Here is a 22,056-nt window from a genome sequence, read left to right as displayed (position 1 = left end):
TTATACTTACTCTCGCTTTATATTGCTTAAGTCATTTTTTTATTTAATTAACTGCACGCTAAAAAAAATGATTATTATTTCCCTTAGCGTGATTGATAAATTAATTTTAAGAATATTATTCTCTTTTCAGTTTTTCTGTATTAGCAATATAAAGTGCTATCACTAAAACCAAAATGGCGCCAGCATGCAGTAGAGTTGTCATCGGATCACTGTGGTCCACAATGATGAGGCGGATAATTGCAGTGATCCCAATATAGATAAAATAGCGTAGCGGGAAGTGATAACCAGACATAAAATACTTTATAATCAAAGCAATGAACTCAAAATAAAGAAAGTAAATCACGATACCTTCTAAAAGCTCATAGGCTTTAGCTTCTTGGCTTCCCCCAAACATTAAAGATGCCATTGTGAATGTTTCTTTAGCTAAAAAGAAAACCAACACAGCAGCCAGCACAATTAATCCCACATTAAGAACCCATTGTAATACCCATGCGATATTACTGGCATGACGCATTCCTTTCATACTATCCATTACATATTCCTCAAATTACTCTTTCTACGCTTTAAAAAGTTAAGTTATTTTTTATTTAACTTAGTAAGAGCATAAAATGTTAACGTTCGCTATATCAACTCAAATGGAATAGGCTAATTATAATTGAAATTTTTTATGCTGACATTACAAATGAATGTTTAAATCATCTTAAGATAAATAGCAGGTAATAATACCTGCCATTTGGCTAATCTTTTGGATTATTACTGTAGAGATTTAATATATCTTGTTCTGTTAACATTGGCGTCTTTTCAGCAAAATTATAATAATTTGGCTTACAATCTATATAAATTTGCGTGCCCATTTTGGCATTTTGGCTTTCTGCAAACAGTGCCGCTGAGATGTAATACGTTGACGGTGAATGTAAATGATAAAAAAGATGCGTACCGCACTGCTTACAAAATGCGCGCTCAGCCCATTCCGATGAAGCAAAACGCGTAATTAACGCATTTCCTTCAATTTTTGGCTCACCTTCATAACCGATGGTCATTCCCGGTCCACCATTCCATTTTTGACACATGCCGCAATGACAAACATGGACGGTATCAATAGGGTGATCGATAGTCAGTTTCACAGAACCGCATAAGCATTGACCTTGAGGCATTGTTCTATCCTTTGTCGACGATGTTGAATTCAAAAATAACGCTAGATGACTGATAAAGTGCCATCTTCATCCCCGATGAGCTTGCTAGCAATCCGAGTTACTTAAAGCTCATCTGAATTACGCTTATTTGATGACCCCACTTCTTTCAATAAGTACCAACAAAAATAAAGTAACGCCAGAATTCCAACAACAAGTAATACCCATAACGTGATAGTCATCCAATTTACCCCTTCTTCTACGGGGTTATCTTGCACTTTTTTCTCCACACCACCGAGCTCTAATACCTTACCTGTCGTTGTTATTTCAGGGAAATTTTCCATCACCGCTTCGACACTTTCATGTTTACCAATAAGTTGTGTGTAGTTAACATTATCCGGTGTTGCTTGTTTATTTCCCCACACCAGTAGGTAAGGCGAAGCACCTTGTATATTCACAACGAGGTTAACGGCATCACGTAAGCCATATATTGTCGGCGGCAGCTCATCCCAACTTCCTTTTAATGCCGTAATTCTCAGTCCTTTAATTTGCATATTATGGATAATGAGATTCGGGTTACTCGCGTTGTCTCCCTCATTAATTTGATTAAAAACCATCACATCCGCTAACGGTTTCCATTCTTCATCACTGTTTGCGATGTATTCAATTTTTAGTGGCACAACTCGATTTGATTGTTGCAACTTAATACTAATTTCGTTCAACGGCTGAGGTGCTGGCAAACGATAAATCACTTGCTCTCGCGTAATACCATCATTTGTTACTTCAAATAAGAAAGATTCCTGACGGTGGAAGGAATTCATCACATACTGAATTCCCGTGACCGATTGCAAAAATGGGATTTCATTTTCTGGTGTACTCACTGTCACTAACATAAGATAGGGTGCAACAAGTCCCGTACTTTCCCCTCTCAATAATTCAATGGTATTGCTTGCCACAACCCCAGAGTCTAGCTTCAAGCTCATTACAGGTTGATTAGCGGCAATGTTCACCCAATTTTTTTTATCGGTGCTGAAATAGACGAACACTTTTGCTTGCCAATCTCGGTTACTTTGATCCCAACCTAAATTTAAATTCGACAAAACACCGGCTTCTTTAAGTTGATCACGCGTCAACAAATATGCTTGATAAGTGGTTTTTTCTTTTCTTTGCAGATTGGGTAATTCAATACGATTCGTTTTGCCAGGTTCGGTTTCCACCAATAAATATTGGCTATCAAATTGAGTGTTATCGCTAGAATTCACATTATCTGGACGCGTCACTAAACGTTGGAAATTAAAGTTCACATTCGTCGTCGCAATTGATTTATTAGTATCAAAAAACAACGCTGTCGGGATTTCATTTCCCGTCCCATTGAAGACACGAACATCTTGCAGAGTATCAGGGTAGGCAGACCCCATATAAGCCTCTGAAGGTAACTCTAACCAATAAAACGGACTGTTCCTGTCTGGAGTAGAAAGCTCTTTTCCTTGATAGAAGTCATAAGGGTTTACCTCTTTCAAGTTATCGGCTTTTGAGTCGTTGGCATAACTCCCAGATGAAAATAAGCATATCGAGGAAAAAAGTGTTAACCACCCACCTAATGTTGTTGCGTATTTCACTGCTACTTTCATACAGTTCATAACTATTTTTCCTGTATCTCAATGTCCATTTTATGCTTTGGTGGTAATGGAGAAAAATACCCTACAACCAAGATCAACACCGCGACGGCAATAAAAGAGACCGCACGGGAAATACCATCCTGCCCATACACATCAATAAGAAAAAGTTTTGCTATGACGCACACAAAAATGGCAGCGCCGCCAAACCACCATACACGGCTTTTCTTCACAGCGGCAATCACCATACAAACGAGTGCCGCAATCCCCCAACTAATGGAAAGCACGGTTTGAACTAAACGCGAGTCAAATAAAATATATCGGTTCCACGTAATATTGGCAAAATCCGCTGTTGCACGAAGAATGATACCGTTATACCAAAGAAGCGTTAGCCCGATGATCACCACCATGAGTCCGTTCACCACCCCCGTTTCAAGTGGTGTTACTTTTCTTAGCTTCTCCATAAAGCCTTTACGCATCAGCAACAGCGCAGCAATGCTAAATAGACCCGCTTCATCAAGCGGGTTGACTAATGGGACATAGCTCCAGAAGGTCAGTTTCCCATCCTCCAGGTTAGACCAAGAAGACAGTACCACCAGCACCGCCATAAGCGGCAATATGCTATACCAGTACAGCAGCCCTTTTCGACGCATCGGTACAAATTTGTTATGTTGCAACCAATAGAGAACTAAGACCAATAAGGTCATCGACATGATGTAAATAAAGTAACCCAGCTCATGCATTCCCCATGGAAGATTCACCACAAACCAGTGAACTTGGGTTGCAACAAATCCAATAATTAACCATAAATTGGCAACGTGCATTCCGCGCCGAATATAGAGATTCTGAGTACGATAAGCATGCATCACAAATAGCACTGAGCTTCCAAGAATGACCGGCCAGATGAGTGAGCCTTCACCGCGCCCCATAGGATTATTTGCATCAATAAAATCTAATGCTAAATAGTAATATGCCACTGCCCATAGTAAGAACTGACATAGAACTAATGGGATCCAATTAATTTTTTGACCACCAAGACGCCAGCACCATGCTGAAATCAACACCAATGCCAAAATGATTAGACTTTCAACTTCGCTATTCCATGACAGCATACTGGTAAATTCAGGCACCCAAGCAAACCAGACTAATAAACCGAGGAATAAAAATAGGTAACTGAGAACAGTGAAATAACGTGTTTCTTTATGACGCACATGAAATAACCCGCCTGCAAAAAAGCAAACCGCGATTAAGCTTGGCATCATATAAATGACATTGTCACTCCAATAATAGTATGGGTAATCGCTTAATATCATTAATGCACTAATTGCAATAAGTAAGCAGGAAGTCATCGCCAATTTTTTGTGCCCTTGATTGAGCGCAAACCACAACATGGCAAAGCCTTGTAATGACCAGACAATCGTTGTCCATTCAAATGACAGAGCAAGGGGTACTGCTAACGTAACAAAGCTAGCACCAATAATAATATTGCCCAATGCCATATTTTTACCCACGGAACTAAAACGTTTATGGAGCCTGATACTTGCTATGAGATACAACAAACCGATGAGTAAAGAAATAAAGGCTGGCAATAATCCTATTCCACCCGAAATAGCAAATTGCAGCGAAATACTCATCAATGGCGGGAAGAATAATAAAGTATTATCGACGACTAGCTGCTTACTATGCTCAAAACGTAAAGCAAATAATTGAGTTAATACATTGAATACAATCAGGTTGGCAATGATAAATAGTTGGCAGGAGAGATAATAATCATAATTGTAATGTTCCATTCCCCATAATACTGCTACCCCATAAGTCATGAACATTCCGACTAGGTTTAATGGGCGCCATGCTTGCCAAAAGCTAATCACCAAAATACCTATCGATAGCATGAGGTAATAGGAGAATAGAACAATATGACTCCCGCCCCCAGAAGACAGTAATATTGGTGCTAAATATCCCCCTAGAGATGCCAAGACTGCCAAGCTAATAGTGCGTTGTAACAACGCTAAAGCAATACTTGCCGAACAGATAATGAGCATTGCCACAAATGCAAATCCATAAGGGATCATGGCATACAGCTTAAAGCCAGCAAAAACGGTTATGTATAAACACCCAATTGCTCCACCCTGTAAGATCAAGCCAAATAATGCTTTTTTCTTGCGTAGCCACCAACCAACACAGAGTAAAACTAAGCAGCCAGCGGCACTAAACACTAATCTTAATTCTGGAGATATAATCTCATTTTGCACGCTGTAATTGAGTAAATAAGCAACACCTAGAAATAATAATAAAATTCCGATTTTAGCAAGAGGATTCCCTGTCACTAGCCACGAAAAGAAATGTGCAAAGATTGATCTACTCTCTAATTCATTCTGTTCAGATGAAGCTTGGCTTGGTCTAGTTTTATCAAAACGATTTGGATTTATCGAGACTGGATGAACTGTATCAGGCTGTTTATGACTGGAAACTGACATCGGTTGAAAGAGAGGTTGAGCATCTTGAACTGGGGTTTCGGAAACGTCGTTTTTATTATCTTCTGGCTCAAAATGTTCCAATTGAGAGGCATTACATTGCACTTCTACTGAAGTTAATGCGTCGTTGTCATCCACCGTATTTAACGCACTAACAGGTCCTCCTCCATTACCATGAGCTATTTTAGCTTCGAGTGAAGTGATCTTCTGGTTTAACTGGTTAATTTGGTATTGCATACGACCAGTACGGTTAATCGCGATGATAGCGAGCACAGGGGCCACTATCACTAATGCAATTAAAACTAGTCCTAAGAGTATCCATGTATCCACAAATAGGTTTCCTTCTTTAATCCAATGCCAGCAACCCAAGATTAGTCAACCGGATCTTAGGGGATAACACGTTGCTCATATCTGAAACAAACTGTGTTTTCGTAAAATTTGTGGTAAAAAAACCAGCTAGTTAAACCGCTCTAGCTCATGATAAAAAACCCGACACACCATAACGCCTTATACACAATAAGTGCATTATAGAGTTTACATTATTCAATAATCGTCCTAGTTTAAAGATGAATATCTAAATTGCCAACCGTGGGTAACAAACTGTTACAAAATAACTCCTTTTAAGAGTATTCGCAGGTTAATCTATTCCGTCATTTTATTATTTTCTCATCATAAAATGATAGTACATTTTTAATGTTTTTTCCCCAGACAAACAAGCCATTAAATAATTATTTTTCCATAAGGCAAAATAACCCTTATTTTTATTAATAATTAATCAAATCCAATAATCTATTTTCGACTCATTATATTTATTATAAAAAATATGCAGATAATAGGTGTATTTTCGTATGATTATGTTATTAATTTATAGACAATTTACCAGGAAGTTATTTAACAAATAACGATTGTCTTTTATCGAGTATATTTAAATTCGCGCCTTGTTCTATATAACGCAAAGGAATAACTATGTTATTACATATAATACTTGAAGCCCTAAGTCCCATCATACTCGGTCTCGCCGTAGGGTGGTTATCGGGTAAATATGGTTTCGTGAAACGGGAATATTCGCAAGCGTTTGCGGACTTTGTTGTCAAAATCGCCTTACCTTTTGCGCTTTTCCTTGCTGCCGTCCAAGCCCCGCCATCTGTGCTACTAAACATTGATTATCTATTAGCGCTGGCAGTGGGATTAATTGCATCTTACGTAATTGGTTTTGTCGTCGGTAAACTCTTTTTCCGTCACAACAAAACTGACGCTGCGATGCAAGCCTTATCGGTATCATTCCCGGATATGGCGTACTGTGGGCCACCGGTTTTACTGGCTACTGTTGGTTCATCCGGTTTAATTGCCATGGTACTTGGTAACTTAATTTATACCGTTATTATTATTCCATTTACCTTATTGATGATCAGTGGATCCGCAAAAGGTAATGGTGTCCTGAAATCTGTCGGTAAAGCCGTCATTCAGCCATTAGTTTTCTTACCTGTTTTAGGCGCTATTCTGGCTATTTGTGGCGTGAAATTACCTGAAATTCTGCAAAACTCTGTGAATGAACTCGGTAAAACTGCTGGTGGTGTTGCCCTCTTCTTCCTTGGTTTACTGCTTTCAGGTATTAAGCTGACAATCAGTAAAGAAATAATCTTTAACGTATTTGTCAAAAACTTTGTGCAAGCCGCGTTAATTCTTGGTACCGGTCTCGCATTAGGTTTACAAAGTGATTTATTAAAAGCTGCATTTATTATCGGTGTATTACCGACGGCAACCGCTGTTCCAGCACTTGCTATCAGTAATAAAGCCTACACTGAAACCTCCGCGGGAACGGTGTTACTGAGTACGATTGCTGCCTTAATCTCAATTATTGGCGGGATCACCATCGTTGAAATGCTGTAATTCTTTCTTGGCGGAGTTTACTCCGCCCTTCCCCTTCCGCCACTCTCCCCCCCTTCGCCAATAAAACGTTGATTTATTCATCGAAAAATTACCAAGTTGATCACAAAAAACGTATCATAGTCGCGATAATTTTTTAGTCCTAGGAACAACACCAAAATGAAAATTAGCGATGAACTCGCATCTGCAATCGCGTCCGTGACCGAAGTTGCTGCCATTGCCGCGTTTGAATGGGTAGGGAAACACGATAAAAATGCAGCTGATAACGCTGCTGTTGAAGCCATGAGAAACCGACTCAATGAAATTGATTTTCATGGAAAAATTGTGATTGGCGAAGGCGAAATTGACGAAGCTCCGATGCTGTACATTGGTGAACAAGTTGGCAAACAATCCGGCGAACATCATTTAGATATCGCAGTTGATCCCATTGACGGTACTCGCATGGTGGCATGTAATGAGCACAATGCGATTGCGGTCCTTGCCGCCGCACCTACCGGCACATTATTGCAAGCACCGGATATGTATATGGAAAAAATGGTTGTTGGTGCCGCAGCAAAAGGCACTGTTCACCTAAAAAATCCATTAGAGAAAAACCTCGAATTTTTATCTGCGGCATTGGATAAACCGATTTCAATGCTTAATATTGCTATTCTTGATAAACCTCGCCACCAACATATTATCAAAACTATCCGTAACTTTGGCGCCAATGTTATTACCATCCCTGATGGCGATGTACTTGCATCACTGCTAACAATCCTACCTGAACATCCTATTGATATGATGTATGGCATTGGCGGGGCACCAGAAGGCATTATTAGTGCTGCCATTGCACGCGCATTAGGTGGAGATATGCAAGCACGTCTTGTACCACGTAATAAAGCTAAAGAAGATACAGAACAAAATAAGCTGTTAGCAGCGCAAGAAGCAATTCGTTGCCAACAGATGGGCATCGAAATTGGGGGCATTTTAACGTTGGATATGATGGTGAATACGTCCGATGTCATTTTTGCTGCGACCGCAATCACCCCTACAGTGCTGATGAATGGTATCTCAAATGATCTGCATAGCCACAGTGCGAGTACTCTTTTAGTCAACGGTAATAACCGTTCCATGAGATTAATTAATAATCGATATTTTAAATAATCATGCATTAAAAAAGGGCGATATCACTATCGCCCTTTTTCTATTTGATAACTAACAAAACAAATTAATGTTGTTCTTGCGTCATGCGGTTTAATAATGGCGCAGTAAATACCATTACAATGGCAATTGCTCCCGTCACTAGACCAATCTTCATAAATACATCGCTGTACACCGCGAGAGATTCAACTTTACTGGTGATTTCACCTTGTGGTGCTGCCGCCATGGAAGCCACATAACCTGCGATAAATGCCGCAGCAGAGTTAGTTAAGAACCATGCTCCCATGATAAAGCCCATCAGGCGCTGCGGAACTAATTGAGCCACCATCGCCAGACCCAGACCAGAAATCATCAGCTCACCAATACTTTGGAAGCCATAACAGATAACTAACCATTGAACAGACACAATACCCGCTTCGTTCGCAAATTTTGCGCCAAGTGGCAGCACTAAAAATGCTGCTGAGCACAGTATCATACCGATAGCGAATTTGTGTGGCATCGGCAAGTTGTCACCCATTTTGTTATAGATTGCAGCTAAAATTGGACTACCAATCATAATCCATAATGGGTTTAACGCTTGATACTGAGCAGGCTCAATGGCTAAGCCAAAAACTTCATGCTCAACGTTATGTAACGCGAAGAAGTTTAGAGACGTCGGCATTTGGCTATAGAGAACGAAGAACACAATCGCTTCTAACATTAGGATCAACGCGACTCCCATACGGCGACGAGCAATGCCTTTTAGCGCCATCATTTCTTTGATAAAGATAACTAAAATACCCAGAGAAATCACCGCCAGTGCCGCACGCGCAATGCCTAAGTTGTGCAGTAACCAGTTTGAAATCGCAATCAGTGCAACTACACCGACGATAGTCATCAGTAATTTGGAGATGACAACAGGTGCAAAGTCTGGTTTTGAACCGTGGTCTGAAACCCATTTTTTGCACATGTAGAAGTTAATTAAGGTAATGATCAGCCCCACTACGCTGAGGGAGAATGCGACATCCCAGCCGTAATGTTTTGCTAACCATGGTGTTGCCAGCATTGAGAAGAATGAACCAATGTTAACGGACATATAGTACATGGTGAATGCACCGTCCAAACGTGGGTCATTTTTGTCATAACAGGTAGATAATAATGATGATGGGTTCGCTTTAAACAGACCGTTACCTACCGCGATGGTAGCAAGGCCGAGGTAAACCATCGACACATCATGCCCAGAGTATGCAACGAAGGCATAACCGACAATCAGTACTACCGTTCCAAGAACGATCGCACGCTTGGTTCCCAGAACTTTATCGCCTAACCAGCCGCCAATGGCAACGAAGCCATAGACCAACGCAGAGAATGCCGCGAACAGCGTAATAGATTCCGCTTCCGACATACCAAGCACTTGGCTGAGATAAATTGGGAGGATCCCCTGAAGACCGTAGTAACCAAAACGTTCCCAGAGTTCGATAGAAAAGATGAGATAGAATGAACGAGGTTGCTTAAACGCGTTAAGACTGACTTCCTCTTTGTTATTTGTTGTGGACACAAGTTACCTCTAGTACAACCTGTACGTATGCAAAAAAACCACGGAGCGCTGTCTGCACCCTCGCATTGTTATGATCTCAAGAATTTAAGCTTTAGAAGATTCACTTTTGGTAGGTGGAGTATCAATCCCTGACCTCAAAACAAACAAAACTGTGTGCATATATTGTTTATGAATCACGAACATAAAATTCAATGAGTTAAAGCATATTTGATTATTTATTCAGCATTATGGCAAATATATGCCATCCAAAACAGAATAATCAATTAAGCAATATATGCTATTTATGCACCAAAACTAAAGAATTAGCTAGTATTAATTACTACATTCATCGATCGTTATCGTGATTAACTTCAATTTTTTACAAAAACATGAAATTTTTATCGACCACTAAATAATCAGTTGTTTATCAAATGTTAAGCATATTGTTCTATGCTTAACCATTCCATTCCAAATAAACGTAATTAAAGCTACACCATAACGTTTTACGCATAGGTAAATGAGAATCTGCAAACATTGAATAGAAAATAAATTCACATATGTGATTATTTATATTTGTGACTATTTATAGTCTACTTATCATCCAAATAGCGGGATGAAATAAAACGAGGGTGTATTTTTATGCAAAGAAAGGGTGGGATAGTATTTCATGCAAAAAAAAGCCCAGCGACTAAAACTGGGCATAATGCATTCTATTAAGGATCGTACAACTAATTCAAACTACACTACATAGATGCATTATTGCATTACTTCATGTAAAGAAATGAATATTGAGGGTAAATATATGAATGTTTACGCGAGCAAACAGTGATATACATGCTAATTAAGACCTGCGATAGACCTAAAAGGTTCATATTTTTTTGAATTATTTTTCATTTTTTTTATAACCTTATGATTTAAAATACTAAATAAATAAAGTATTTTTTCAAATAGACATAATGGCGATTGCACTACTAAAAACAACCCGCTAACCTACCTAATAGGAATAAATGGTTAAAATTCATCCCAAGGAAGTTTTGTGAGACAGTTTATTATCCCCTTCATTATCCTTTACTCACTGTCAATCAATGTGAGTTTCGCTAAGACAGAGGCGCCTATCGCCCCCTCTCCAGCTGTAGATGAAAAAACATTGACTGAGTTAGCCCATAGCGGACAAGCAGAAGCGCAATTTAATTTAGCGATGTTTTACCAATCTCACGGTCAACTCGATAACGCAGCTTATTGGTATAAACTGTCCGCCAGCCAACAGTTTACCAAAGCACAAATTAACCTCGCTCTGATGTACCAGCAAGGTGTTGGGATCGGCAAAAATGAAAAAGAGATGCTGCGCTGGATGGAAGCAGCAGCAAAAGCAGGTGATCCTATTGGTCAAATGAATATGGCGGAATACACTTTACAAGGTATCCCCAATGTATTAGTGAAAAATCCGCAGCAAGCATTAATCTGGCTAGAAGCTGCCGCTGCACAACAGTTCCCCGCCGCACAGCTCACTTTAGCCTATTGGTATGAACAAGGTACTGCTGGCGATAAAGACCCACAAAAATCTCATGCCATTTATTTGGCACTGGCTGAGAAAAACCATCCTCAAGCACTGTATCTATTAGGTTACCAAGCGGCGACTGGCATGTATGAAAAAATCAATTATCCTCTCGCTTTTCAGTATTTTACTCGTTCCGCTGAGTTAGGCTTTTCCCCTGCACAAAATAGCCTAGGTATGCTGTATTTAGCGGGTCAAGGTACCAAGCGCGATACAGTATCTGCAATCAAATGGCTCACACTCGCCGCTGAACAAGGCGAAGTTTCAGCTCAGTTCAACTTAGCGCTCATTTACGCACGAGGGGATGGGATTACCGCTAATCAAGCAAAAGCCTGCCAATGGTTTATCAAAGCTGCCAACCAGAATAGCCGCGATGCACAATATGCCAGCGGTGCCTGTTATCAATATGGTATGGGCGTACCACAAAATGATAATAAGGCATTATCTTGGTATCGACTCGCGGCAAAGCAAGGTGATGAGCGAGCTCAAAAGAAAGTGATAATTATGGAGAATGAATTACAAAATTCAGGGAAAGGAAAATAATTTCAGAAAATCTGCATAAAATAGGCTCGAATGACCGAACATTCAAATCTTAAGTGCGGCAACAATTGCCACTTCCATTTTTTCTGGCGTCGTGAACGGTGCAAAGCGCTTCAGCGGTTTACCGTCACGTCCAATGAGAAACTTCGTAAAGTTCCACTTGACCCGCCCACCTAGCAGACCGGGCAGCTCACGTTTCAGATAACGAAACACTGGGTGTGCTGCGCTTCCGTTAACGTCTACTTTCTCAAACATCGGAAAACTCACACCGTAATTAATGTAGCAGGTCTGTCCGATTTCCTCTGCCCCCCCAGGTTCCTGTTTCCCAAATTGGTTGCAGGGGAAACCGAGCACGACAAAACCCTGATCTGCATATTTCTTGTAGAGCGCTTCAAGACCGGCGTATTGTGGTGTAAAGCCACAATGGCTGGCCGTATTCACAACTAAAACCACCTTACTGGCGTACTCCTCCATAGAGATGCACTGCCCGCTAAGGCTTTTAGCGGTCAATTGATAAAAGGTCGTCATATAAGAATCCTCAAAGCAGAACAAATCGACATTACTACTTATTTCCTAACTCTGCTTACCGCGATAAATACGCTGCGGACGCCCCACCTTGCCGTACTCAATTTCTGCTTCAATTTTGTGCTGAGCTAAACAATATTCTAAATAGCGTCGCGCTGTTGTACGACTCAATTTTATCGTCTCAGCAATCGTTTCTGCCGTATATTCCGCATCGGGCGCGGCGAATAACGCGAGTACTTTATCCAGAGTCAATGCATCAATGCCTGTCGGTAATTCTTCTTTGCTTTCACCGCGTGCATAAGTATTAAACATATCATCTATCTGGCTTTGATTGGTTTTATTTGTCCCATGTAAAACAGATTTACGTTGAATATAACGGTCTAACGTTTGCCCTAAACGCTCATAAGCAACAGGTTTTACGAGATAATCAAACACACCAAGGCGAATAGCTTCGGTAACCGTTTCCATATCACTGGCAGCCGTAGTGAACACAATATCAGCGCTGTTTCTTTCTTGAAGCAGCTCGTGAACTAAATCAATACCTTTCCCATCGGGTAAATAATTATCCAACAAAATCAAATCAGGCTTCATGTACTCAATCATTTTTCTTGCCTCAGCAAGATTGCCCGCAAGCCAGACTTTATCACAAGCAGGATAAGCTTTAATGTACTCAGCATGCATTTCAGCAAGGAGCAGTTCATCTTCGACAATGAGGATTTTTATCTTAACCATTTTGCGTCTTCACTTTCGGTATAAAAATAGAGAATACAGTACCATACGGTTGATTATCTTCAATGATCACCGCCCCATTACATCGATTAACATAGGAAGCCACTAAAAAAAGCCCTATGCCATGCCCTTCGACAGCGTCCGTTTTTGTTGTTGTTCCACGCTCAAACCATTTATCCTGCAATTCGAGAGGAAAACCGCATCCTTGGTCAGCAACTTCAATCACAATCTCATTATTTTCATCTGAGATATATAATTCCACCTGCTTATTACCCACTTCATTCTTTAAGCTGGCTTCAAATGCATTATCCAATAAATTCCCTAAGACAGCACAGAATTCCGTGCTATTTAGTGAGCTAGGTAACTCATATAATCGGCAACCCGGTACAAAAATGAGTTGGAGTCCAAGTTCACGAGCGCGATGATATTTACCAAACAACAGTCCAGCGACTTGTTTATCTGCAAACTGTTCTCTCAATGAATCAATTAATTGCTGTCGAGACTCTGATTCACCTTTAATCAATGCCAAGGCTTGATCATACTCTTTCATTTGCAGCAAACCACTTAATGTGGAGATCCAGTTCAAATGCTCATGGCGCAGTGTGCGTAAATTATCCACATATTGACGCACCTGTGAGAGCTGCGCATTCAGTGACTCAATATCATTTTGGCTACGAAAACTGATCACGGCACCTGCAAGCAATTCACCATCCATAATCGCCACACGGCTGGCTATCACATTCAGCCCGTTAAATTCACACACAATATCGTGCTGATTTTTTGTTATCTCTTTGGTAAAAAAACTCGCGGGAGAGACGTAATCAGAAATTGGCTTACCAATTAATTGCTTTGCTGATTCACTCAGCGCTAACATTTTTCTGGCGTTATGATTGATATTGATAATTTTGCCATAGCGATCAACCGCAATAATCCCTTCAAATACCGCATCAAAAATACCTTTTTGCACCAAAACTAACTGAGTGATCTCTTCTGGCTCCATTCCCAGCATTTGCCGCTGAATTAATTTCGCAAATGCCCAAGAGAGAAACAGCAGAATGACCAATACCCCTAAAAATGTCGCAGATGTCTGTACAAAAATTTCGGCTAAAGAGGTGTCTATTTTTGTGGTGAGATAACCGATGGAAACAACCCCTATCACTTTGCCATTTTCATCAAAAATAGGTGTTTTCGCCCGAACAGCATTCCCCATAGAACCTTCGCCCTTAATAAAATAGCTTTCACCATTTTCTAATGCGCCAGGTTTATTCCATTGCATCGGGTAACCGATTTTTTCACTATTAGGATGATATAAACGAATGGAATGCTCATCACCAATCACGACATAGTCATAACTTGAATCTTGATTGAGCTTGTCGGCAATAATTTTTAGTTTAGGAATATCTTTATCTTTTACTGAACTCACAATGCCATCCAGAGAAGCGATCATCTTGGCTTGGCTCATAGCAAGTACACGAATGTTTGCCATCATGCGATTTTCGGTCGTATCTGTAAAATACTTACCTAATCCAAAAGTAAGCAAGACAGACGCCAGCAACAATAGAAGAAAGACTCGCCCAGAGAATGAAAATATATTTCCTTTTTTAAATGGAATTTGTGAAAGCTCTGTTTTCATCTCATCTCTCTATAACTCGCTAAAAAGTAAAATTATTGTTACAGATAAATATCGCCATAATGAAGTTAAAAGATAACTTAGTCGGGATAGTAATGCACATATTATTAATTAAACACATTAAAACCACTGAGTAAAGTTCATAACTCTGAATTAAAAACATTAAAACCATTAAACAAATACAAACTCATTTTAGAAACATGAAATAGGTCAAATATATTATATGCAGGCTATTTAATATAAATATTGAAAAGGATAATTAAATAAAAATTGAGAACTTAGCTAAATTTAGAAAAGCCAAAAATATTTATTTAATTAACTTTAACATTAGCAACATTTTTAATACATCTCTAAATGAGATGCAGGATACCATTATGTTCGACAGCATAACGTTTAACCAAGTAAAACGTCATGAGAACAGAAAACTCAATGATATCACTCAGTTTTTAAAAGAGAATGATTTAGACATTGATGCCAGCGTTGACATCTTTATTACTATCACTCGTAATGAGAAGTTAATTGCCTGCGGTGGTCTCGCTAAAAATGTCATTAAATGCGTCGCCATTAGTGATGAAGTTCGCGGTGAAGGTTTAGCATTAAAACTTGCCACTGAATTGGTGAATCTTGCCTATGAAAATAATACAACTCATCTATTTATTTACACGAAATATCAAAATGAAGAGTTATTTCAACAGTGCGGATTTCACACCATTGCCACCGTGCCCAATGTCATGGTTTTAATGGAGAATAGTTGCTGTTACTTAAATCGCTATATTAAAAGTTTAAAAGCCCAGTACAAACCAGGAAAAAAAATTGGGGCTATCGTAATGAATGCCAACCCATTCACATTAGGGCATCGTTACTTAATTGAACAGGCCGCAAAGAATTGTGACTGGCTACATTTATTTGTGGTGAAGGAAGATACTTCCCGTTTTCCTTATAAAGTTCGCCTTAAATTAATTGAGGAAGGTACAAAAGGGATCGGTAATCTAACCATTCATAAAGGTTCAGAATATATTATTTCGAGAGCAACATTCCCTTGTTATTTTATTAAAGACATTACTGTTGCAAATAACTGTTATACCGAAATCGATATTAAGATTTTTCGCCAATATATTGCTCCAGCGTTGGGAATTACCCATCGTTTCGTTGGTTCAGAGCCATTTTGCCAAGTCACTAATCAATATAACCAAGACATGCGCTACTGGCTAGAAACGGATGAATTGCCATTCCCACCTATTGAGTTGGTTGAATTTCCGCGAACAGTTATCGACGGCACGGCAGTCTCTGCCTCGCAAGTTCGAAAACTACTCGCTAAAAAAGATCTTGCGGCGATCAAGCCGATTGTGCCTCCTGCCACTTATCACTATTTGCAAGACATGCTGGCAGCACAGACACCGTCGCCCACTCCCGCACTACAAGCTTGAAATTAGTTATAGGTGAAATATGAAGATACTACACGCAGCAGTTGCCGGCACACTTGAATCCAGTGATGTCATGGTACGAATCGAGCCTCTCGAAGATACTCACGAGGTCTCACTACAAATCACCAGCAGTGTTGAAAAACAATTTGGTGATGCTATCAATGCCATCGTGATTGAAATGATTGAAAAATATGACATTCAAGGCGCTGAAATTGTGGTAGATGACAAAGGTGCATTGGAGTGCGTATTGCGCGCTCGCCTCGAAGCCTTGCTGGCTCGCGCCTGTGATCTTGATGCTCTGCCATGGGAGGATAAATAATGACGCCGGAAAGAAAAAGCCGTACCCGTAGAAGTATGCTGTTCGTTCCCGGCTCCAATGCTGCGATGCTCAGTAACTCTTTTATTTATAAAGCTGATGCGTTGATGTTTGACCTTGAAGACTCAGTCACCATTAGAGAAAAAGACACAGCACGTCGTTTGGTCTATCACACACTGCAACACCCGCTATATCAAGATATTGAAACTATCGTACGTGTTAATGCTCTCGACTCTGCTTATGGTGTCGCAGATCTTGAAGCGGTTGTTCGCGGTGGCGCTGATATTGTGCGCTTACCGAAAACAGATACCGCGCAAGATATTATTGATATTGAAAACGAAATACTGCGCATTGAAAAAAGCTGTGGTCGTGAAGAAGGTAGCACTGGATTATTAGCGGCTATCGAATCCCCAATGGGGATCACCCAAGTGGTGAATATTGCCCACGCTTCCCCAAGATTAATAGGCATCGCATTAGGTGCCGAGGACTATGTCCGCAATTTGCGCACCGAGCGGTCTCCAGACGGCATTGAACTCCTCTATGCTCGGTGCGCCATTTTACAAGCTGCTCGTTCCGCCGGTATTCAAGCGTTCGATACCGTCTATTCAGATGCAAATAATGAGGAAGGTTTTCTTAAAGAAGCCGCACTCATTAAGCAGCTTGGTTTTGATGGCAAATCATTAATTAACCCAAGACAAATTGAGTTACTGCATAACTTGTATGCCCCAACCCAAAAAGAAGTCGACCATGCACAGCGCGTCGTGGATGCCGCTGATGCCGCAGAGAGAGAAGGCAAAGGCGTCGTTTCCCTCAACGGGAAAATGGTAGATAGCCCTGTTATTGAACGAGCCCGCTTAGTGTTATCGCGCGCGGCATTATCAGGCATTCGGGAAGAGTGAGGCAGAACATTATGACAACCAATACATTGCGTCAGGCTCGCGTATCAGCCTACTTAGCACCTAAACATGATGAATTACTGCGCGAATTCAAAGATATCGGCAAAGTTCAGCAGCAAGTTCAAAAACCACGTAACCGCAAACTGTGCGATGACCTGCAAGTCGCCATTCGCCGCTCTGGACTAAAAGATGGCATGACCATCTCTTTCCACCACGCTTTCCGTGGCGGTGACTTGACCATCAACATGGTGATGCAAGTGATTGCAGAAATGGGATTTCGCAACCTGACACTGGCATCCAGCTCGCTCAGTGCTTGCCATTCCCCTTTAGTCGAACATATTCGCCATGGTGTCGTCACCAAAATTTATACTTCTGGATTACGCGGTCCATTAGCCGAAGCCATTTCTCGCGGAGAATTAGCGGAACCCGTACAAGTTCACTCCCATGGTGGACGTGCCAATCTAGTTCATAGCGGTGAATTAAAAATCGATGTCGCCTTTATCGGTGTACCTTCATGCGACGAATATGGTAATGCCAACGGCTACACAGGAAATGCGAGTTGTGGCTCACTCGGCTACGCCAAAATCGATGCGGAAACGGCCAAGAAAGTCGTCATGCTAACAGAAGAATTTCTCCCTTATCCACACAACCCATCGAGTATCAAACAGGATGAAGTGGACTATATCGTCAAAGTCAAACGTGTCGGCGATGCCGACAAAATAGGCGCCGATGCAACCCGTATGACATCCAATCCTCGTGAGCTACTGATTGCCCGCACAGCCGCAGATGTGATTGAAAAATCAGGTTTCTTCAAGGAAGGCTTTTCACTGCAAACAGGGACTGGTGGGGCTTCTCTCGCAGTGACTCGCTTCCTCGAAGACAAAATGCGTCGCCACCATATCCATGCTGGTTTTGCGTTAGGTGGGATCACATCGACCATCGTGGATCTGCATGAAAAAGGCTTAATCAAAAAACTCCTTGATGTACAAAGCTTTGACCGAGCCGCCGCAGAGTCTCTCGCGCGTAACCCAAACCACATTGAAATCAGTGCTAACCAGTACGCCTGTTACGATTCTAAAGGTGCCTCTGTGGATATGCTGGATGTCGTCGTACTCAGCGCATTAGAGATAGATACACGTTTTAATGTCAATGTGTTAACTGGCTCCGATGGTGTGATCCGCGGGGCATCAGGCGGGCACAGTGATACCGCCGTTGCCGCAAAATTATCCATTATTGTCGCTCCATTAGTTCGTGGTCGCATCCCAACATTAGTGGATGAGGTTCTCACTTGCGTCACTCCGGGCTCCAGTGTCGATATTTTGGTCACCGACCACGGTATTGCCGTCAACCCTGCTCGCCCAGAGTTGAAGCAACAACTGGAAAGCCAAGGCATCAAAACCGTGTCTATCCAATGGTTACGTGAACGCGCCCAGCTCTTAACGGGTACGCCAAATCCGATCGAATTTACCGATAAAGTCGTGGCGGTTGTGCGCTATCGTGACGGTTCTGTGATTGATGTTGTGCATCAAGTGAAGGAGTAGAACATGTTTTACCCACTGCCTGATACCCAAGAGCAATTTGAAATTTCCTTACCTGACTTGCTGGCGAGCCGTGATGCCCGTCAGGCTCGTCAGCAAGAGTGGATTGGTCTCCATCAGGTAACCTTGATTTCATTTACTGTCGTTTTTCCGGGTCCAGTTAAAGACAGTCAACTGGTCAGAGACATTTTTAATCAAGGCTTAAATGCGCTTAAGCAAGTTGCTTCATGCAGGCAGTGGGTACTTTTATCACAACAATCATTCCCTCTCGTGACGGGACCGGAATGCTTAGTCGCTGTAGAGGCTGACGCCATTGAGGTCAAAAAAGCCTTAATGGATGCGGAAGAATTATCCCCTGTCGGTCGACTCTGGGACTTTGATGTTTTTGATAAAAACGGTGTGTTGTATTCCCGCAGCCAATTTAATTTACCCACTCGACGCTGCTTAATTTGTGACAATGAAGCCAAAGTGTGCGCACGCCAGCGCAGCCACTCTCTTGATGAAATTTTGCACCGTATTAAGGAGTTAGCCTATGTTCCAGCAACTCATTGATCAACAAACTACGTTAAATGATGACGTCGTTAATCACTACAGCCAACTGGCTTGGCAAGCCATGCTAGCGGAAGTGAACTTAACGCCAAAACCAGGTTTAGTAGATAAATATAATACGGGTGCACATAAAGATATGGCACTAACTGATTTTCATTTAAGTGCCAACGCGATTGCCAAATTCTTTCCGCTCTTTTTACAGGCAGGTCACCAATACTGCCAATTGCCGATTAGCCAGCTTCTAGGTCAAATTCGCGGCATCGGTATCGATTGTGAAAAAGCGATGTTTCATGCCACTCAGGGCGTGAATACTCATAAAGGCTCTATTTTTTCCTTAGGCTTAGTGCTCACGGCGATCGGTCGTTTATTAGGGTTACAGCAGCGAATTACGCCCAATGCAATCAGCCAAGTCATTTCTAACATGTGCCAAGGATTAACCACTGAGCTGCAACAGCCCGCAGAACACCCAACAGCGGGACAACGTTTATTCCAAGAGTATGGATTCACAGGTGCCCGAGGTGAAGCAGAACAAGGTTATCAATTGGTGATAATCCATGCTCTGCCCCATTATTTGAAACAGCTAGCTGATGGTAAACAGGCCGATATCGCCCTACTCGATACGCTAATTTTGCTGATGAGCCTCAATGACGATACCAACATCGCCAATCGTGGAGGTATCAAGGGGCTCTGCTGGATAAAGCAGCAAGCAAATCGCCTGTTACATCAAGGTCTTCATGACGAAAAAGATTTAGATAAAGTCCAACAATTTGATCATCAATGTATTGAAAAAAATCTAAGCCCAGGTGGCAGCGCAGATTTGTTGATTCTAACGTGGTTTTTTGCGCGATTACCTTCTGATGTTTATTTAGCTTAATAAATAAAAACAATTTAAATACTCATTAACAAAGGAACCAACATCACAAAAAATTATTCATTAAAACCAGAGAAAATAATTTTTAAATACAACCTAATTTTGCATTTTCAATAATTAACAACGTTTCTGCAAATATACGGTCGCCAATAGTTTTATTAAAAAAATAACACTATTCAAGATACCGCTATATCCAGAAATAGGTTTTCACACATTTTAGATATTCGTTTTATGTGATTTAAAAAAATTGAAAGTTTATATTCTTGAAGGATTAGCCTATGCAAAAAGATAAAATATGGAAGCTATTAGTTCTTATAGCTATTCCTATAATCATAGCCTTAATACCGACGCCCGCCGGGCTACCGAGTATTGCATGGCTATTATTTGGTTTATACCTTGCCGCCATTGTGGGGCTGGTATTAAAACCTTATTCCGAGCCCGTGATCTTGTTAGCGACCATTGCAGCCAGTGCGGTCATTATCGGTGTTACGGGTACAAAAGACGTGAAAGTTGGTGAAGTGCTCAGTGGCTACTCTTCAGGGACAACATGGCTAGTATTCGCCGCGTTCACCTTGAGTGCCGCATTCGTGATAACCGGTCTTGGTAAGCGCCTATCTTATATCCTAATAGGGAAATTAGGGGGCACCACCCTAGGACTGGGTTATGTGACGGCACTTCTCGACCTGATCATCGCCCCTGCAACTCCATCAAATACCGCCCGTGCGGGTGGAATTGTGTTTCCTATCATCAACAGTGTGGCGGTAGCGCTAGGCTCTGATCCTGAAAAAAGCCCACGTAAAGCCGGTCACTATTTGCTGGTAAACGTATACATGGTGACAAAAACCACCAGCTATATGTTCTTAACTGCAATGGCACCAAACGCGCTGGCATTAGCGATGATGACCGACATTATGGGTATCCATTTAAGTTGGGGTGGCTGGGCATTAGCCGCTGCTGTACCTGGCTTAATCATGTTGATCTTGACTCCGCTGATTATCTACAAACTGTATCCACCTGAGCTAAAAAAGGTGAATAACAAAGAGATCGCAGCAAAAGGGTTAGCAGATTTAGGTCCAATGACCGTGCGTGAAAAACTGCTCAGCATTATCTTTGTACTGGCGTTATCCGGCTGGATATTTGCAGATAAAATCGGTGTGAGCGCTTCAAGTGTCGCCATCGCGGTTATGGCATTAACGCTGATTCTCGGTGTAGTAACTTGGGACGATGTACTGAAGAACAAAGGCGGCTGGAACACCCTGATTTGGTACGGTGGTATTATCGGGATGTCCGGCGTACTGACCAAAGCGGGCTTCTTCAAATGGTTAGCAGATGTGATGAGCGAATATCTCTCCTTCGGTGACCAAGCGATGTTAGCGTTCTTTGTCATCATGTTTATCAGTGTCGCGATTCGTTACTTGTTCGCTTCTGGTGGTGCCTATGTCGCCGCAATGGTTCCTGTTTTCGCAACTGTCGGTATGGTTGCAGGTGCACCACCGATGTTGTTAGCTCTGGGTCTACTGTTCTCTAACGCTTACGGTGGCAGCTTAACCCATTACGGAGGCGCGGCAGCTCCAATCGTCTTCGGTGCAGGGTACAACGACATTCGTTCTTGGTGGATCATTGGTGGGATTATCGCATTCTTAAGCTTATTAGTTCACATGACTATCGGTTTAGGTTGGTGGGAAATTCTGATCAATATGGGCTTAATCTAATCGCCCTT

General features: G+C 41.4%; 18 protein-coding genes. 10 read left to right on the top strand and 8 right to left on the bottom strand.

What is annotated here, in order from left to right; genetic code table 11:
- Positions 1-115: 115 nt before the first annotated feature.
- The 4 genes from psiE to PROVALCAL_RS02855 all read right to left on the bottom strand — a co-directional run bounded on the left by psiE (position 116) and on the right by PROVALCAL_RS02855 (position 5,550).
- Positions 116-523 carry a phosphate-starvation-inducible protein PsiE gene (gene psiE, locus PROVALCAL_RS02870; protein ID WP_006662005.1) on the bottom strand — a complete coding sequence of 136 codons (408 nt, stop codon included), beginning with the start codon at positions 521-523 and terminating at the stop codon, positions 116-118.
- A gap of 214 nt (positions 524-737) precedes the next feature.
- The gene (locus PROVALCAL_RS02865) at positions 738-1,154 is read right to left on the bottom strand and encodes a GFA family protein (RefSeq protein WP_006662006.1); all 417 of its coding nucleotides are present in this window, start codon (positions 1,152-1,154) and stop codon (positions 738-740) included.
- A gap of 101 nt (positions 1,155-1,255) precedes the next feature.
- Positions 1,256-2,770, bottom strand: coding sequence for a DUF3999 family protein (locus PROVALCAL_RS02860; protein WP_226890324.1), 1,515 nt, complete (start codon positions 2,768-2,770; stop codon positions 1,256-1,258).
- 2 nt (positions 2,771-2,772) lie between these two features.
- Positions 2,773-5,550: a DUF2339 domain-containing protein gene (locus tag PROVALCAL_RS02855; RefSeq protein ID WP_039861515.1), complete on the bottom strand. Its 2,778-nt coding sequence runs from the start codon at positions 5,548-5,550 to the stop codon at positions 2,773-2,775.
- Between the two features lie 636 nt (positions 5,551-6,186).
- Between PROVALCAL_RS02855 and PROVALCAL_RS02850 the strand changes: the two genes are divergently transcribed.
- Both PROVALCAL_RS02850 and glpX read left to right on the top strand, forming a co-directional pair.
- On the top strand, positions 6,187-7,110 hold the full coding sequence (locus tag PROVALCAL_RS02850; protein ID WP_006657579.1) for an AEC family transporter: 924 nt from the start codon (positions 6,187-6,189) through the stop codon (positions 7,108-7,110).
- A gap of 162 nt (positions 7,111-7,272) precedes the next feature.
- Positions 7,273-8,250 carry a class II fructose-bisphosphatase gene (glpX, locus tag PROVALCAL_RS02845; protein WP_181665348.1) on the top strand — a complete coding sequence of 326 codons (978 nt, stop codon included), beginning with the start codon at positions 7,273-7,275 and terminating at the stop codon, positions 8,248-8,250.
- Positions 8,251-8,314: 64 nt separating this feature from the next.
- Here glpX and dtpA read toward each other — a convergent pair whose 3' ends face one another.
- Positions 8,315-9,784, bottom strand: coding sequence for a dipeptide/tripeptide permease DtpA (gene dtpA / locus PROVALCAL_RS02840; RefSeq protein WP_006657577.1), 1,470 nt, complete (start codon positions 9,782-9,784; stop codon positions 8,315-8,317).
- A gap of 1,015 nt (positions 9,785-10,799) precedes the next feature.
- On the opposite strand from dtpA, the gene PROVALCAL_RS02835 reads away from it, so the two are divergent.
- Positions 10,800-11,861 carry an SEL1-like repeat protein gene (locus PROVALCAL_RS02835; RefSeq protein WP_006657575.1) on the top strand — a complete coding sequence of 354 codons (1,062 nt, stop codon included), beginning with the start codon at positions 10,800-10,802 and terminating at the stop codon, positions 11,859-11,861.
- 42 nt (positions 11,862-11,903) lie between these two features.
- Here the strand turns inward: PROVALCAL_RS02835 and PROVALCAL_RS02830 are convergent, their stop codons facing one another.
- Genes PROVALCAL_RS02830 through dpiB form a run of 3 tightly spaced genes read right to left on the bottom strand, consistent with a single transcriptional unit; the run spans position 11,904 to position 14,745 of the window.
- Positions 11,904-12,386, bottom strand: coding sequence for a glutathione peroxidase (locus PROVALCAL_RS02830; protein WP_006657574.1), 483 nt, complete (start codon positions 12,384-12,386; stop codon positions 11,904-11,906).
- Positions 12,387-12,431: 45 nt separating this feature from the next.
- The gene (gene dpiA / locus PROVALCAL_RS02825) at positions 12,432-13,115 is read right to left on the bottom strand and encodes a two-component response regulator DpiA (protein ID WP_006657573.1); all 684 of its coding nucleotides are present in this window, start codon (positions 13,113-13,115) and stop codon (positions 12,432-12,434) included.
- Positions 13,108-14,745 carry a sensor histidine kinase DpiB gene (gene dpiB / locus PROVALCAL_RS02820; protein WP_006657572.1) on the bottom strand — a complete coding sequence of 546 codons (1,638 nt, stop codon included), beginning with the start codon at positions 14,743-14,745 and terminating at the stop codon, positions 13,108-13,110. The genes dpiA and dpiB overlap by 8 nt, the downstream gene beginning before the upstream one ends.
- Before the next feature lie 371 nt (positions 14,746-15,116).
- On the opposite strand from dpiB, the gene citC reads away from it, so the two are divergent.
- From citC to PROVALCAL_RS02785, 7 genes are all read left to right on the top strand, one after another.
- Positions 15,117-16,169: a [citrate (pro-3S)-lyase] ligase gene (gene citC, locus PROVALCAL_RS02815; RefSeq protein ID WP_039861512.1), complete on the top strand. Its 1,053-nt coding sequence runs from the start codon at positions 15,117-15,119 to the stop codon at positions 16,167-16,169.
- Between the two features lie 19 nt (positions 16,170-16,188).
- Positions 16,189-16,485, top strand: coding sequence for a citrate lyase acyl carrier protein (gene citD / locus PROVALCAL_RS02810; protein ID WP_006657570.1), 297 nt, complete (start codon positions 16,189-16,191; stop codon positions 16,483-16,485).
- A complete protein-coding gene (gene citE, locus PROVALCAL_RS02805; protein WP_006657569.1) occupies positions 16,485-17,381 on the top strand; it encodes a citrate (pro-3S)-lyase subunit beta in 897 nt (298 codons plus the stop codon). The genes citD and citE overlap by 1 nt, the downstream gene beginning before the upstream one ends.
- A gap of 11 nt (positions 17,382-17,392) precedes the next feature.
- Positions 17,393-18,919, top strand: coding sequence for a citrate lyase subunit alpha (gene citF, locus PROVALCAL_RS02800; protein ID WP_036979152.1), 1,527 nt, complete (start codon positions 17,393-17,395; stop codon positions 18,917-18,919).
- Positions 18,920-18,922: 3 nt separating this feature from the next.
- Entirely contained in the window at positions 18,923-19,468 is a 546-nt protein-coding gene (gene citX / locus PROVALCAL_RS02795) for a citrate lyase holo-[acyl-carrier protein] synthase (protein ID WP_006657567.1), read from the top strand.
- A complete protein-coding gene (gene citG, locus PROVALCAL_RS02790; RefSeq protein ID WP_006657566.1) occupies positions 19,449-20,339 on the top strand; it encodes a triphosphoribosyl-dephospho-CoA synthase CitG in 891 nt (296 codons plus the stop codon). The genes citX and citG overlap by 20 nt, the downstream gene beginning before the upstream one ends.
- Before the next feature lie 275 nt (positions 20,340-20,614).
- Positions 20,615-22,048 carry an anion permease gene (locus PROVALCAL_RS02785; RefSeq protein WP_006657565.1) on the top strand — a complete coding sequence of 478 codons (1,434 nt, stop codon included), beginning with the start codon at positions 20,615-20,617 and terminating at the stop codon, positions 22,046-22,048.
- The last annotated feature ends 8 nt before the right edge of the window (positions 22,049-22,056 follow it).

This window comes from Providencia alcalifaciens DSM 30120, assembly GCF_000173415.1.
GTDB classification, from domain to species: domain Bacteria; phylum Pseudomonadota; class Gammaproteobacteria; order Enterobacterales; family Enterobacteriaceae; genus Providencia; species Providencia alcalifaciens.
The sequence above is the reverse complement of the archived record's forward strand: the minus strand, read 5'-3'. Positions and strand labels throughout refer to the sequence as shown.

Bases quoted from the DNA above. Each gene is read 5' to 3' on its own strand.
- psiE (WP_006662005.1), bottom strand. From the start codon at position 523: ATGAAAGGAATGCGTCATGCCAGTAATATCGCATGGGTATTACAATGG.
- PROVALCAL_RS02865 (WP_006662006.1), bottom strand. From the start codon at position 1,154: ATGCCTCAAGGTCAATGCTTATGCGGTTCTGTGAAACTGACTATCGAT.
- PROVALCAL_RS02860 (WP_226890324.1), bottom strand. From the start codon at position 2,770: ATGAACTGTATGAAAGTAGCAGTGAAATACGCAACAACATTAGGTGGG.
- PROVALCAL_RS02850 (WP_006657579.1), top strand. From the start codon at position 6,187: ATGTTATTACATATAATACTTGAAGCCCTAAGTCCCATCATACTCGGT.
- PROVALCAL_RS02830 (WP_006657574.1), bottom strand. From the start codon at position 12,386: ATGACGACCTTTTATCAATTGACCGCTAAAAGCCTTAGCGGGCAGTGC.
- dpiA (WP_006657573.1), bottom strand. From the start codon at position 13,115: ATGGTTAAGATAAAAATCCTCATTGTCGAAGATGAACTGCTCCTTGCT.
- dpiB (WP_006657572.1), bottom strand. From the start codon at position 14,745: ATGAAAACAGAGCTTTCACAAATTCCATTTAAAAAAGGAAATATATTT.
- citC (WP_039861512.1), top strand. From the start codon at position 15,117: ATGTTCGACAGCATAACGTTTAACCAAGTAAAACGTCATGAGAACAGA.
- citD (WP_006657570.1), top strand. From the start codon at position 16,189: ATGAAGATACTACACGCAGCAGTTGCCGGCACACTTGAATCCAGTGAT.
- citE (WP_006657569.1), top strand. From the start codon at position 16,485: ATGACGCCGGAAAGAAAAAGCCGTACCCGTAGAAGTATGCTGTTCGTT.
- citF (WP_036979152.1), top strand. From the start codon at position 17,393: ATGACAACCAATACATTGCGTCAGGCTCGCGTATCAGCCTACTTAGCA.
- citX (WP_006657567.1), top strand. From the start codon at position 18,923: ATGTTTTACCCACTGCCTGATACCCAAGAGCAATTTGAAATTTCCTTA.
- citG (WP_006657566.1), top strand. From the start codon at position 19,449: ATGTTCCAGCAACTCATTGATCAACAAACTACGTTAAATGATGACGTC.
- PROVALCAL_RS02785 (WP_006657565.1), top strand. From the start codon at position 20,615: ATGCAAAAAGATAAAATATGGAAGCTATTAGTTCTTATAGCTATTCCT.